The sequence below is a fragment of the Arthrobacter sp. StoSoilB5 genome, from assembly GCF_019977235.1.
Lineage (GTDB): Bacteria > Actinomycetota > Actinomycetes > Actinomycetales > Micrococcaceae > Arthrobacter.
This window is the reverse complement of record NZ_AP024646.1, coordinates 2,463,222-2,476,934: the sequence shown is the minus strand read 5'-3', so window position 1 is coordinate 2,476,934 and position 13,713 is coordinate 2,463,222. Positions and strand designations below refer to the sequence as shown.

Here is a 13,713-nt window from a genome sequence, read left to right as displayed (position 1 = left end):
CCAAATAGCGCTGTAAGAATGCCGCCATTTACCGGCAAAAGTCACAGCCGAGGGCCAGGATGGCGGCCTCGCCCGGGTTCAGGATAGGCGTGCCTGCGTCGATGCCGAAGACGCCGATGTTCGTGATGGAAATCGTGCCGCTGGAGAGGGACTCCGGGCTTGTCTTCCCGGCCCGCGCCGTGTCCGTCAGTTCCGTCAGGGCGGAGGAGATTTCCATGAGGGACATCCGGTCCGCGTCCTTGATGTTCGGAACCGTCAGTCCCCGCGGGGTCGCGGCCGCGATGCCCAGGTTCACGTAGTTGAACTGGACGATCTCCTTGTTGGCCTCGTCCCAGCTGGCGTTGAGCGTCGGGTGCTTCCCAGCGTGATCAGCACGGCCTTGGACACCATAGTAAGCGGCGTGAGCTTGTAGCCGGCCAACGCGCGGCTGGCCTTGAGCCGAGCCAGCAGCTCCGTCGTGGGCATGACGTCGACGGTCAGGAACTCCGTGACGTGGGGTGCGGTGAAGGCGCTGGCCACCATGGCGGCGGCCGTGAACCTCCGCACGCCCTTTATGGGCGTGCGGGTCTCCCGCTCGCCTTGCTCCCGCACGCTGGCCTGCGCTGGCGCGCCGGCCAGTTCCTGTACAGCTGCGGGCAGGTCCCCGCCACCGACGAAGTTCCGGACATCGTCACGGGTGATGAGCCCGTGCTCTCCCGTGCCGGTGACTGCTTTGAGGCTGACACCGAGATCCTTGGCCAGTTTGCGAACCGGCGGCGTGGACCGCGGACGATCGACGGGAGTTGCTACGACCATCACTGGGCGAACCGGTCCGGGACGCGGGTCGGCGAAACTGCGGGCGCGGCGGGCGGGCCGGCCAGAGCCTTCCAGGACGGCGCCGTACCCGACGAGGTTCGGCTCGCGCTTGGCCGTTGCCTCGCCGGCGCCGTTGGAGCCGGGGCCGTCGTCGTCCGATACTTCGAAGGAGACGATCGGCTTGCCGACCTCCACAACCGTGCCGGGCTGCTCGTGGAGCTCCCTGATGACGCCGGCGAACGGTGACGGCAGTTCCACCACGGCTTTGGCCGTTTCCACCTCGGCAATGACCTGGTTGAGGCTGACGGTGTCCCCCACCCCGACTTTCCAGCTGAGGATTTCGGACTCGGTCAGTCCTTCGCCGAGGTCCGGGAGCCTGAATTCCTTGATCATGGTTGCGCTCATCCTTCCAGCCCACTCAGGGAGTTCGGCCGACCCAGGGCACGGTCGACGCCGTCGAGGATTCTGTCCAGGCCGGGCAGATGGTGCATTTCGAGTTTGGAGTACGGGTACGGAATATCGAACCCGGTGATCCTGACGGGAGCGGCTTCAAGGTGGTAGAAGCACCGCTCGGTGATGCTGGCGGCCACTTCTGCGCCGAGCCCGCCGGACTGCCCGGCCTCGTGGGTGATGACCAGCCGGCCGGTTTTCCGCACGGAGGCTTTCACGGTGGCGTAGTCAGCGGGCGCCAGCGAGCGCAGGTCGACGACCTCGATGGACACTCCCTCGTCCGACGCGGCGGTGGCGGCGTCGCGGGCTGTCTTGACCAGGGGGCCGTAGGCCACGAGTGTCACGTCGGTCCCCTCAGTGACGACGCGTGCCTGGTCCATGGGCAGGGCGGTGGACAGGTCAACAGCCTCGTCCACTTCGCCTTTGTCGTGGTAGCGGCGTTTGGGTTCTAAGTACAGGACGGGATCGTCGCTGGCGATGGCCTGCTGGATGACGGTGTGGGCGTCCTGCGGGTTGGACACGGTCACCACGCGTAGCCCGGAGGTGTGGGTGAAGTAGGCCTCGGGTGATTTCGAGTGGTGTTCCGGTGAGCCGCTGCCGCCGCCGAAGGGTACCCGGACGGTGATGGGCATCTTCACGGCGCCCTGGGTCCGGTAATGCAGCTTGGCCACCTGGCTCACGATCTGGTCGAAGGCCGGGTAGATAAAGCCGTCGAACTGGATCTCCACCACCGGGCGGTAGCCGCGGTACGCCAGTCCGACTGCGGTGCCCATGATGGCGGATTCGGCCAGTGGCGTGTCCACGACGCGGTGATTGCCGAAGTCCTTCTGCAGGCCGTCCGTGACCCGGAAGACGCCGCCGAGGGCGCCGATGTCCTCCCCCATCAGGATGACCTTGGGGTCGTTCTCGAGGGATTTGCGCAAGCCGGCGTTGATGGCTCTGCTGAAGGTCATGGTGCTCATGTGTTCGTCCCTTTACCGCGGTCAGCCTCGAAGGTCTCGAGGTAACGGGCGTAGTGTTCCTTCTGCGTTTCCAATGAAGAGTTTGGTGCGCTGTATACGTGGGCGAACCTGTCCATCGGTGATGGGGGTGGCATGTTGATACAGGCCTCACGCATCTCCTCGGCAACAGCGTCTGCCTTAGCCGCGACGGAAGCCTCAAGTTCCGGAGTGAGCACTCCCGCACTTTCCAAAAGAGCTGCCAGCCGGAAAATTGGGTCCTTGGCCGCCCAAATCTCCAGCTCATTGGCGTCACGGTACCGGGTGGGATCATCGGCCGTGGTGTGCGGGCCCATTCGATACGTGACAGCCTCGATAAATGTCGGCCCTCCGCCGGTCCGGGCCCTGTGCAAGGCAAACCGAGTAGCTGCCCTGACCGCCAGGACGTCGTTTCCGTCCACCTGTAGAGATGGGATGCCGAAGCCCGTCGCCCGGGATGCGATTGGAATTTGCGACTGAAGCCCTACAGGTTCTGAGATCGCCCATTGGTTGTTCTGGCAGAAGAAGATAATGGGGACCTGAAACTAGCAGCGAACACCATTGCCTCGTTCACATCACCTTGGCTTGTCGCGCCATCGCCGAAATATGCGATGGCGACAGAATCCGCGCCGTCGTTCTTGATGCCCATGGCGTAGCCGGTTGCGTGGAGTGTTTGTGCGCCGATAATGACCTGGGGTGTAGCCATACTCAACTCAAAGGGATCCCACCCCGAGTGGGAGTTGCCACGCCACACTTGGAGGATGTCTCCGTAATCCACTCCTCTGCAATAGGCGACGCCACTCTCCCGGTAGCTGGAAAAGACGAAATCGTCCCTTCGTAGGGCCCGAGCCGATCCAATCTGGGCGGCCTCTTGGCCAAGAAGCGGCGGCCAGAGAGCAAGTTCCCCTTGGCGCTGGAGATAGGTGGCTTCGGTATCGATCCGGCGAATGACACTCATGTCTTCGTACAGCGAAGCAAGCTGCACGTCAGAGACGTCCTGAACCCACAAGTCGAAGTCCGGGTGTCCCACCCGGTCGCCTGCAGGGCTAAGCAGCTGAATGAGTTGGCCGTCTCCTCTCAACTCCGAATCCTGTCGACTTGCGGAAAGGTTCAACTCATCTAAACGCAAAGTTCACGCACCCATTTTTCCTCGAACTATGAGGACCCGAATCTTCGATGGTCCTGCTGCACGGGCTGTTGACCCGGCAACTGTGACCGTACTCACGCAATTGAACGCCTACAACACCCCGACGCCGAGGTGGACACTGTGCCCAAAAACGACATCCTGGGTCGGGCGCCGCTAAGCACCATGTACGTGTTACCCGGTTCCGATGATCAGCCCTTGCGCCACTCTCGGCGGGGAGTGAGGGTGCCGGAGAGCGGAAATGACTTGAAGAGGACGCCTCGAGCTATGTCACTCGACCCAGTCAGAGGCCTAGAGTGTTGACATTGTCAACAGGCCGACTTCCACGCTTGAGTCTTCCTCCGACAACGGGCCCGGCTCAATTGAGGGGAGGTCATTCCTGGTCTACAGGACCTACCTACAGAGCACGACCGCCAGAACTCATACGAGCGCAGGAAGAATCTGATCCAGCGGCCGGAGCCCGTAAGAAGCGCTCTCGCTGCCTGCCTGTTTGTGTCCGGTATCAGGGCCCGCCTCGCACGCTTGTACCCGGCGCTTCTCCATATGCCGACGCCCAATGACTGAAGGCCGCGACGTCAAGAGGCATCGAGATCTGCAACAACGCCCCCGAAATTCCGCGATTACTCCACCGCGTTGCAGGGTAACGATCCAGCACTACAACACTGAACGAGTTCACACCGGCATCGGAACCACACCCATCACCCGGATGCCACCAACCTAGTGGCGCAGTACACCTAGCACGGTTCACGCATCCTGCGAAGCACCGGGCAGGCGACGGCCAGCAGAACCCCTCCAGTCGGGCATTACGGTGGTACATGAAGACCCCGTAGTCGTTGGCTGTGTGTGGTAACCGCCAACCTAAGAGGTCTTCACATATTTACGACGTAACCAATCTCCTGACTCTGTACAGCTAAGGCCCGAAAAGCGACTGTGCCACTGACCAGTAAATCGCCGCCGGGCCTCAGCCGAGCGGCGATTCAACGTCAACTGGAAGCAGGCCAGCCTAGATGCTGACGGCGGAAAGGGCTTGGTCGTAGATGGCAAGTGCCTGGGCCACTTCTTCGGCCGTGACGACGGCGGGCGGGACCACGTGGATGCGGTTTTCAGCGATGAATGGCAGCAGTCCGCGGCCAAACAGTTCGGCCTTAAGGCGGCCCATGTAATCGGCGGTGACCGGCGTGCGGGTGCTGCGGTCCTGCACGAGTTCGAGTGCCCAGAAAACCCCGCGGCCGCGGACGTCGCCAATGACATCGTGCTTTTCAGCAAGTGTCTGGAGGCCCGGCTCCAGGTGGTCGCGGCCAATGCGTGCGGCGTTGCCAACAATGTCTTCTTCTTCGAAGGCTTCGATGGAGGCGACGATGGACGCCGCGGCGATCGGGTGGCCTGAATAGGTCAAGCCGCCCGGGAAGACGCATTCGTCGAAAGTGGCTGCAATATCGCCGGAGATGATGACGCCGCCCACCGGGATGTAGCCGGAGTTGACGCCTTTGGCGAAGGTGATCAGGTCCGGTGTCACGTCAAAGGCGTCAAAGGCGAACCAGTCGCCGGTGCGGCCGAAGCCGGCCATGACCTCGTCGAGGATCATCATGATGCCGTATTCGTCGCACAGGGTCCGCACCCCTTGGAGGTACCCGGGCGTGGGGACAAGGATGCCGGCGGTACCGGGGACGGTTTCGAGGAGGACAGCTGCGACCGACTGGGGTCCTTCGGCCTGGATCACCCGGCGCAGGTGGTGCAGTGCCCGTTCGGTTTCCTGCTCTGGGGCTTCTGCCCAGAATTCCGAGCGGTAGAGGTAGGGGCCGAAGACGTGGATGTGGCCGCGGGAGTATTCGTTGGGGATGCGGCGCCAGTCCCCCGTTGCCGCAATCGCGGCGCCGGTATTGCCGTGGTAGGAGCGGTAGCGGGAGATGACTTTGTCGCGGCCGGTGTGCAGGCGGGCCATGCGAATGGCGTTCTCGTTCGCGTCTGCGCCGCCGTTGGTGAAGAACACCTTGTCCATGGTGGCGGGGGCGTGGGAAAGGATCTTGGTCGCTGCCGTCGCCCGGACGTGGTTGGCGTGTGCCGGGGCCACGGTTGCCAGGCTTGTTGCCTGCTGGGCGATGGCGGCGATCACTTTGGGGTGCTGGTGGCCGATGTTGGTGTTGACCAACTGGCTGGAGAAGTCCAGGAAGGTGTTGCCGTCGTGGTCCCACACGGTGCTTCCGGAGCCGCCGGCGATCGCCAGGGGGTTGAGGGACTTTTGCGCAGACCAGGAATGGAAGACGTTCGCCCGGTCGAGGGCAACGACGTCGGCGTTGCTGGGGCCTGCGTTATCGATTGCTGTGTCCAGGGTTGCCGGGCCGGCGGCCATGACGGTTCCTCTCGGTGGATGGATGGGGAAGTTCCTTCATCATCCGACCTAAAGGGGTCGAAGCACCGTAGACGTTTGTACAATCAATTCAGTCCTGTTCGACGTTTTCACATCTTGGGGTCCCCGATGCCACCCAGCCTGAACATCCTCCTCCGCAGCCGGTCGCTGAAGCTTCGACTCGTTGTGCCCGACCTTGGCGCCTCCCAGCTCGAAGAACCGATCAATTGGGTGCACAGCTCTGACCTTGAGGACCCCACCCCGTTTCTGGACCCGGGCCAGCTGCTGCTCACCGATGGCACGCAGTTCCCCGTTGCCGGCGTGGGTGGTGATGGGGCAGGAACGACGACGGCGGAACAGGCATCCGGGCGCCCGCCGTGGAAAGTGCCGAACGGCCAAGGGTATGAAGAGTATGTGCGACGGCTGGTGGACCATGGAATCGTGGGCCTCGGCTTCGCGACTCAGGTCATCCACGGGACGTTGCCGCCGGGACTTGAGGAGGCGTGCCGGAATCAGGGCCTGCCCCTGGTGGAGGTACCGGACCGGACACCGTTCATCGCAATTATCCGCATGGTGGCGGACTACCTCGCAAGGGAGGAGCACGCCCGGGCGGAGTGGTCGCTGCAGGCGCAACGTGCCATTTCCCGCGCAGCCCTCCGGCCGGACGGCCTGACTTCCATCCTGGGGGAACTCGAACGGCAACTTCACAGTTGGGTGGCCCTGTACGACGCGGCAGGAAACTATGTCCGGATGCCGCGGAACCGTCCCGTTCCCGCAAACATCGCTGCCCGCGTGAGCCAGCGTGTACGGGACGCACTGGACCTTGGCACGCGTTCGGCCTCGCACCTGGACATCGAGGGCCAGTCAGTGACATTGCAGACACTCGGCCGTAAGGGCAGTCTTCGGGGAGCACTGGTTTTGGGCGCCATCGAACCCCTGGATCCCGCGAGGGCGGACATCGTCAACAGCGTCATCGGCCTGGCCAGTCTGGCCCTGGAACAGGCTCGCACCCTGGATACTGCCCGCAGGCACCTCCGCGCCGGCGTCTTTGAACAGCTGCTGGCGGGCAGCACCGACCTGGCGCTCCGGACCGCGCGGCAAGTGTGGGGCCAGCTGCCGCGGGAGCCGCTGCTGGTTACGGCCTCACGCCAGGAGAGTCCTGCGCCGAACCTGCTCGAGGCCCTGGAACTCCTGTCCGACGATTACCGCGGCGCGGTGTTCTACGCTGTGCGCGGTGACCTGCTGATAGTCCTCGCGGCACGGGCCCACCACGACAAGGTCCTGGCACTGCTTGAACGCCACAGTGCAGTGTGCGGTGTCTCAGCCGAAACCGCCATGAGTGGCCTGGCGGATGCCCTCGAGGAAGCCACGCGGGCGGTGTTCCGTGCCGCGGAGTTGGGCCGCACCGTCGTCACATTTCCAGAACTGTCCGACGGCGGGATGCTGGGATTGCTGCGCGAAGAGAAGGCAGGGCCGGTGGCCCGCGGGCTGCTCCAGCCATTGATTGCCCACGACGCCGCCGAGCAGACTGAACTGCTGGAGACCGTCCGCGAATGGTTTGCCAACAACTGCGTCTGGGACAAGACAGCCAGACTGCTGGGCGTCCACCGGCATACCCTGCGCAACAGGATAGACGCCGCCGGCGGGATCCTTGGCCTGAACCTGGACGGCATGCGCGACCGCCTCGAAGTGTTCGCCGCAGTGCAGTTCCTGGAAAGGCGTAAAACTGAGTAGGAGGGCCGGGTTTCCCGGCCCTCCTACTCACACCCCCCGTACGTGCGGGCCTCGCATACGGCGGCTCGCTGGTTTGTTGAAATACGGCCCTAAGCGGTTGAGAGTCTCGACGACTGCGGGGCGTGGGCTAATCGGCTTCAGGTTGGTGGGCTGCTTCAACGCCCCCTCCCGGGTCCTGCCGCGAACACGTTTATGGCGGCACGTTCCGCCCGTGCGAAGTGTGAAGCTGTCCTGCGCGGTGATAAGACCACGGTTGACGGCTTCGTAGATGGTCTGGTCCAGACATGCCAGGAGCTGCGTTTGAGCCAGCGGCTGATTTGGGCGGGTGACCAATGTTTATCAAGCTTTCCGGCTACAACCTCCCGGAGCAGCTGATCCAGAGCGGGGCGGCGTTCTCTGGCCCTGAGCCAACGTTGATGGGCTTGGCCGTGGGCGTACCGGGGTTAGTAGCGGCCACTTGGCCAAGCGGTTGCGAGATCTCCCGGTAGACGCTCTGATAGCTTTCCCGATCCGAGAGACGATCGCTTTTACTGGCTCACCGGCGGCGAGGCGGTCTGCGATTTCGATCCGGTCATCCTGAGTCAGGTATCGGCGGCTGATCGGCTTGTCTACTAAGTCCACTCTGCCAGCATCGATAATCAGCTATACCCTGTGGTCCTCATCGACGCGGTGAACGTGAAGATCCGCGGGGGGCAGGTTTCGGAACGGCCGATCTACCTCGCGCTGGCGGTAACCTCCGAGGGCACCAGCGACATCCTCGGGCTGTGGGCAGGCGAGCACAGCGACGGGGAAGGGGCAAAGTACTGACTGCGGGTCCTGTCCGAGATCCAGAACCGCGGCATCCAGGACTGCCTGATCGTAGTCTGTGGCGGGCCCAGGACCTGCCCGAGGCCGTCCTGATCGAGCGGTTGTCGTCCAAGGAGGCAACGGACTTCGCCTATCGACGGACAGTATCCGTACGCGACACCGCCGAACGTACTTGCGCCCTCGGTGCAGGCCACGGCCAGGGTGGTCTCGCGAAAAATCCACTGATCGAGAGTTCGGTGGCATCCGCGCCGGCCTGATGCGTCTCTGGCATCAAGGCCCGACCATGCCCGAAATGGGGCATACGCCGACGCGGGGAGGTCGGTGTCGACGTCGTTCCCCTTCCTTTCCAGCACGGATGATCCCTTCGCGGAAGTAGCGGCCGTATATGACCGTGCGTCCGCTGGCGGTAGAACTTCGCCGAACACCACACGAGATTCTTGGCTGAAGAGCCGCATCGAGGACCTGCCTAGGACCGGCGAGGGTTCGCCATCGAGAAATGGCACAGGTTTTCGACCCTCGACATGGGGACTGAGCGGGCAGTGGGTCCTGCCGTAGGGATCACGGTCGGAAACCCCGCGCTTAATGCACTTTGGACATCAGGCCTTCTTGGGTTCCGGCTTAGGGTGGGTCTGTTCCCACTTTCTGCGCCGCTCGTGAACGAGTTTGATGTTCTTCACCTGAATTCACCTCCACCCAACCGAAGGAATACTGCGTGTTAGAGAGTGGCACTGCCGGCGGCTGGGCCTGCCGGCAGATTAAGGGGAGTCTTCGCCCGGAATGATCGGCTGCTGGATATCCGCATGTGAATCGAAGTGGTTCGCGCATATCGCCCCGGCTCCATCGCAGTAGCGCCTACACCACCTGACGGCTGTACCGGCAGAACTTGTCATCGTTTCTTTGGCTACGAAGTCGTCGGAGCTGTCTCATCAAGGAGGCGACATAACCCCGGTCGGGGCGAACTGGCATTCGGCAGAGGATTCTTGAGCGAATCAGCATCGTTCACACGTGGGTCACTCGTGGTTCGCCGAATTCGTCCGCATCTACCCATGCCATGAAGTCCGCCAGCGACATGAAACTGTAGTAGTCGCAGTTTCGAAGCTTTTGCTTCTCAATTTTTCTCATGACAGCACCGAGCGAATTTATGGGAGGGTGCCACATTGGACCGGTTGTCACCGGGCCACCGCGCGGTTTCGCTTTTCATCGTTGGCTCCTAGATGCCCAGGGGAGTGGCGTTGGAGTAGCGCTGCAAGGCTGGCGGGGCGGCCAGGATGGTACCCAGGTCATTTTTGCCAGCCGGTGTAGTGCGCCATTCGGAGTAGCTGTCATGCGCCTGCGTGCTGGACCATTTCTCGACCACCACGATGTGGCAGGGATCGGCGTTGTCCGTCAAAACTTCCAGTCCCTCATTGCCTGGCCAGGCGCGGGTTGCCGCCAAGGTTTCACGCAGCACTCGTGGGGCTTCGCCGAGTTTGGCGGGATCGATGTGAATCTCAAAATGGACGATCGTGGACATGCCTTTTTCCTTTGGTTTGGTTGAGCCTGGATTCGCCGCAGCTGCCTTATTAAGGATGCCGTGTTGGGCAGCGCCGCCGCTTGCCTGTGGAGGACAAAGGTTGGCGCTGGTTTTGGCTGATGGGGGCAAGCGGCGAGGTGCTGGAGCGGTGTTGACTGGGTCACACTTTCCTTCGCCTGGCATGAGGCTGGACGAGGTGGAACCGAATGGAAGGGAATGACGATGACGTCGAATCAAGGAGCCGCTGTCTTCGCCGGTTTACGTGTGCCGGAGCCGGATCTGACAGCGGACCAGGTTATTGCCCGTGCCGCGGCCATGCGACCGGTCCTGCGGGAAAACCGGCTGAAAGCCGCCGAGGAGGGGGCGTATTCCGTCGAGCTCCACGAGGCGTTTGACCGGGCCGGCTTTTACCGTCTGGTTCAGCCCCGCCAGTACGGGGGCTACGAATTCAGCCTGGAAACTTACTACCGGGTGATGATGGAGATCTCCCGCGGAGACCCCGGCATTGGTTGGTGCCTGACCCTGGGTACGGGACACACTATTCCATTGGTCGCCCACTACCCTGAAGAGGTGGTCCGGGAGGCCTTTGGTTCGGATGGACTTTTCATCGCCCCCCACTCGGCCAGCCCCCGCGGCATGGCCACCCCCGTGGAAGGCGGCTACCTGCTGACAGGCGTATGGCCGTACTCCTCGGGAGTGGCCCATTCGACGCACGCCATGGTCACCGCAGTGACCACCACTGAGAGCGGTGAAATGGCCATGATCGTGGCCCTGCTGCCCCGGGAGGACTACATTGTCCGCGACGACTGGGGGGCCCACATGACGATGGCCCTGGGCGCCAGCGGATCCAACACTGTTGAATTGACCGAGGTATTCGTCCCCGCTGCCAGAACTTCCCCGTTCGACTGGAGCACAGCCAACTACCCCCAGGGAACCCACGGAACCGCTTCCACCGAGAACCCCCTCTACGTGGGCAACATCCAGCCCCTGTATGCCGCCTCCCTGGCCTGCGTGCAGGTGGGCGCGGCCCGTGCCGCGCTGGACGCGTTCGAGGAAACCATCCTTACCAAAAAGCGGCTTTACCCCCCGCAGATCGAACGCTATAAGCACCCCGAAACCCAGGTCATCTACGGTGAAGCCCGCGGCATCATCGACGCCGCACAGGCAGTGGTCCTCACCGCGGCACGCGACTACGCCCACCTCGGAGAACAAGGTGCGAATGGCAAACCCGCCGCCACTGAAGACTGGTTGGCCCTGGGCAACATGCTGTACGCCGCCTCACGGCTGGCTCACGAAGCTACGGAACTCCTCTTCCGCTCCGTAGGATCCTCCGTTTCCCAGAAGGGAGTTCCCCTGCAGGACTACTTCCTGGCCACCCAGATGTCCCGCGCCCAGACAGCCGAACACCGCCCCCACATCGGCCAGATGCTCGCCCAGGCCCACTTCAACCTCCCACCGCAGTAAAGAACCCCATGCCGTACCAGGTGCCTCCCGCCGCTATGCCTGGCACGCGCTGGCGGCGGGCAGCTGCCTCCGCTACCTAGAAGAAAGAGAAGGACATGCTCAAGCACCGCATACAGCCAGGCAACACCCTTCCCACAGCAATCCGATCCAGCGTGGCGGAGGCGCACCACGCACTCGAAACGCCGGCGCCGCCCTTGCAGGGAGCAGACATCGACGAGCTCATTGCCTCGCCCTGGATTGGGCTGCACTACCGGCACGAGTTCGGGCCCCACCACCGGCACGAGCCGTTGGATCCCTGCCAGCGGGCCTGATTCCGGGTGCTGCAGTACCCAAAAAAAGCACGGAGCCTCAGCTTGATAAGACCGAGCGGCCGCCTTCCTTCGATGAAGGCGGCCGCTCGGCGTTATCTGTGACCCTCATCCACCGCCCACGTACGTCATCCGACAGCCGCCGGCGCGAGTGTGATGTCGAATCGCGTCCTGCTCCAGGTCTGGCCTTGGAGATGGCGCCCGTCAGGTGTGGGTGCGTCGGCAGGTTGTTCAACAAATTCCATGATCAGGGATTCCTTGACGCCAAAGACGGAGTCGCCGGTTTCAATCTGCGGGTCCCCCCGGACGAATATATGGGTAACAAGCGTGCGCAGGTTCGGTGCGGTGACCATGAAGTGCAGGTGCGAAGCACGGAAGGGCGAGCGGTTGGTGGCCGCCAGCAATCCACCCACCGGTCCATCGTGAGGGATCGGATACGGTGTGGGCGTCAGACCCCAAAAACCGTACACTCCTTGGGCATCGGTATGGAGATGAGCCCGGCCCGCAGTGCGTCCGTCGGCGTACTGGACGTCATAGAGGCCGTCTTCATCTGCCTCCCATACCTCCACCCGTGCCCGCGGGACGGGACTGCCGTAAACATCCCTGACCGTGCCCTCAACCCAGCACGGTTGGCCATGGGCGCCGCAGGCAATGTCCCCTCCCCACGGAATTTCCGGAGAATCCTGCGTGAAGAACGGTCCGAACACCGTGGCCTCGGTGGCGTTCCTGTAGGTCTGGTTGTTGATGGCAATCGTCTGCATGGACAGGCCCATGACGTCGGAGAGCAGGATGAATTCCTGTCGTCGGTCATCGGTGATATGGCCGGCGGCCGTAAGGAAGCCGATCGCAGCGGTCCACTCGTCCTCGGTCAGCCTAACCTCACGGACAAAGTCATGAAGGTGCCTGGTCAGGGACTGCATGAGCATCCGCAGCCGGGAATCCTCGGTGTTCTCAAAGGACGCGACGACCGTATCCACAAGTTCCTGTTCCACCGCCTCCTGCTCGGGGCTGATGCTGTGGTGCTGGACGGTGGGTTCAGACATTGTTCCTCCTGAAGTTTGGAAAGTGGGGTGCTGGTCCGTCACGCCGTGAGGAGTGCTTCGGGGCGTTCTCCGGTCAGCGCAGCTTCAAGGAGGGCGCTAAGGTTTTCCGCCGTGACGGGACGGGGATTGGACGCCGGGACAGTCGGAAGGATGATCTGCACTGCGTCTGCGATCCCGTCAGCCCTGAAGCCATACTCAGCAAGGGAGTTGGGGGCGTCCAGGCGGGAGCGGAGGTGCTGCAGCCCGGCCAAGGCATCCTCCGCGCCGGTCCCGGACACGCCAAACGCAGCAGCGATTCTTGCTGCTGCGCCGGGTGCCTGCGGGGCGTTGAAGGCCAGCACGTAGGGCAGGACCGTTGCATGCGTCTGGGCGTGCGGGAGGTCGAAGGTCCCGCCCAGGACGTGGCAGATCTTGTGGTGCAATCCGGATCCTGCGGAGGCGAACGCGGCGGCGGAGAGGTACGCCCCGTACAGTGCCTGCTCGCGTCCTTCCAGGTCATGGGAATCCTGGGCAATGCGCGGCAGCCCCCGCCCGAGGGCGCGGATGCCTTCAGCTGCCAGGGCAGCGTTGATGGGGTCGGCCCGCGGAGCCCATAAGGAGTCGATGCAGTGCGCCAAGCCGTTGAGTCCGGAGGCTATGGACATTGCCCCCGGCAGGGACAGGGTCAGGGCTGCATCGTAGATCACGGCAACGGGCAGGACTTTCGGGTCTACCCCCGTTGTTTTCCTGGACTCCTCCGTCAGTCCCCATACATTGGTCGCCTCTGACCCGGCGTAGGTGGTGGGCACAGCGATGATGGGCAATCCCGTGGTGAGGGCCACCGCCTTGGCGAGTCCAGTCGTCGAGCCGCCGCCGATGCAGACAACCAGGTCGATCGCGTACTCAAGGGCCGCGGCCCGAGCCTTCTCCGCCGTCGCGGCCGGAACGTGCATCACCACATCGTGGTGCCAAAGAACGACGTCGATTCCAGCGGCGGTGGATGTGGCCAGTTCGGATTCGGCTTTCGAAGCGATCACCATGACCCGGGACGCGCCCAGCCGGGCAACCTCGCTGGTAAGCCGGGCGGCGGCAGTGCCTGTTCCGAAAAGTACCCGTTGGGCGAGGATTTCATGGTCAAAAGCGAGGCTCATT

At 63.1% G+C, this 13,713-nt stretch carries 9 protein-coding genes and 2 pseudogenes; 4 read left to right on the top strand and 7 right to left on the bottom strand.

What is annotated here, in order from left to right; all coding sequences use genetic code 11:
• Positions 1–46: 46 nt before the first annotated feature.
• The 4 genes and pseudogenes from LDN75_RS11195 to LDN75_RS11180 all read right to left on the bottom strand — a co-directional run.
• A pseudogene (locus tag LDN75_RS11195) lies at positions 47–1,200 on the bottom strand (dihydrolipoamide acetyltransferase family protein); the annotation flags it as partial.
• The gene (locus LDN75_RS11190; RefSeq protein ID WP_223937331.1) at positions 1,197–2,207 is read right to left on the bottom strand and encodes an alpha-ketoacid dehydrogenase subunit beta; all 1,011 of its coding nucleotides are present in this window, start codon (positions 2,205–2,207) and stop codon (positions 1,197–1,199) included. The gene LDN75_RS11190 and the pseudogene LDN75_RS11195, both read right to left, overlap by 4 nt.
• Positions 2,204–3,336, bottom strand: a pseudogene (pdhA, locus tag LDN75_RS11185) (pyruvate dehydrogenase (acetyl-transferring) E1 component subunit alpha). The gene LDN75_RS11190 and the pseudogene pdhA overlap by 4 nt, the downstream one beginning before the upstream one ends.
• 1,033 nt (positions 3,337–4,369) lie before the next feature.
• A complete protein-coding gene (locus tag LDN75_RS11180; RefSeq protein WP_223937330.1) occupies positions 4,370–5,716 on the bottom strand; it encodes an aspartate aminotransferase family protein in 1,347 nt (448 codons plus the stop codon).
• Positions 5,717–5,842: 126 nt separating this feature from the next.
• Between LDN75_RS11180 and LDN75_RS11175 the strand changes: the two genes are divergently transcribed.
• Together LDN75_RS11175 and LDN75_RS11170 are read left to right on the top strand one after the other, a co-directional pair.
• Positions 5,843–7,447, top strand: coding sequence for a PucR family transcriptional regulator (locus LDN75_RS11175; RefSeq protein WP_223937329.1), 1,605 nt, complete (start codon positions 5,843–5,845; stop codon positions 7,445–7,447).
• Positions 7,448–8,122: 675 nt separating this feature from the next.
• Positions 8,123–8,254, top strand: coding sequence for a transposase (locus LDN75_RS11170; protein WP_263422368.1), 132 nt, complete (start codon positions 8,123–8,125; stop codon positions 8,252–8,254).
• A 1,210-nt stretch (positions 8,255–9,464) separates the two neighbouring features.
• Here the strand turns inward: LDN75_RS11170 and LDN75_RS11165 are convergent.
• Positions 9,465–9,767, bottom strand: coding sequence for an antibiotic biosynthesis monooxygenase (locus LDN75_RS11165; RefSeq protein WP_223937328.1), 303 nt, complete (start codon positions 9,765–9,767; stop codon positions 9,465–9,467).
• Between the two features lie 222 nt (positions 9,768–9,989).
• Between LDN75_RS11165 and LDN75_RS11160 the strand changes: the two genes are divergently transcribed.
• Together LDN75_RS11160 and LDN75_RS11155 are read left to right on the top strand one after the other, a co-directional pair.
• On the top strand, positions 9,990–11,231 hold the full coding sequence (locus LDN75_RS11160) for an acyl-CoA dehydrogenase family protein (RefSeq protein WP_223937327.1): 1,242 nt from the start codon (positions 9,990–9,992) through the stop codon (positions 11,229–11,231).
• A gap of 95 nt (positions 11,232–11,326) precedes the next feature.
• The gene (locus tag LDN75_RS11155; protein ID WP_223937326.1) at positions 11,327–11,542 is read left to right on the top strand and encodes a hypothetical protein; all 216 of its coding nucleotides are present in this window, start codon (positions 11,327–11,329) and stop codon (positions 11,540–11,542) included.
• A gap of 125 nt (positions 11,543–11,667) precedes the next feature.
• Here the strand turns inward: LDN75_RS11155 and LDN75_RS11150 are convergent, their stop codons facing one another.
• Together LDN75_RS11150 and LDN75_RS11145 are read right to left on the bottom strand one after the other, a co-directional pair.
• The gene (locus LDN75_RS11150; protein WP_223937325.1) at positions 11,668–12,582 is read right to left on the bottom strand and encodes a dioxygenase; all 915 of its coding nucleotides are present in this window, start codon (positions 12,580–12,582) and stop codon (positions 11,668–11,670) included.
• A gap of 38 nt (positions 12,583–12,620) precedes the next feature.
• Positions 12,621–13,712 carry a maleylacetate reductase gene (locus LDN75_RS11145; protein WP_223937324.1) on the bottom strand — a complete coding sequence of 364 codons (1,092 nt, stop codon included), beginning with the start codon at positions 13,710–13,712 and terminating at the stop codon, positions 12,621–12,623.
• Position 13,713: the final 1 nt, after the last annotated feature.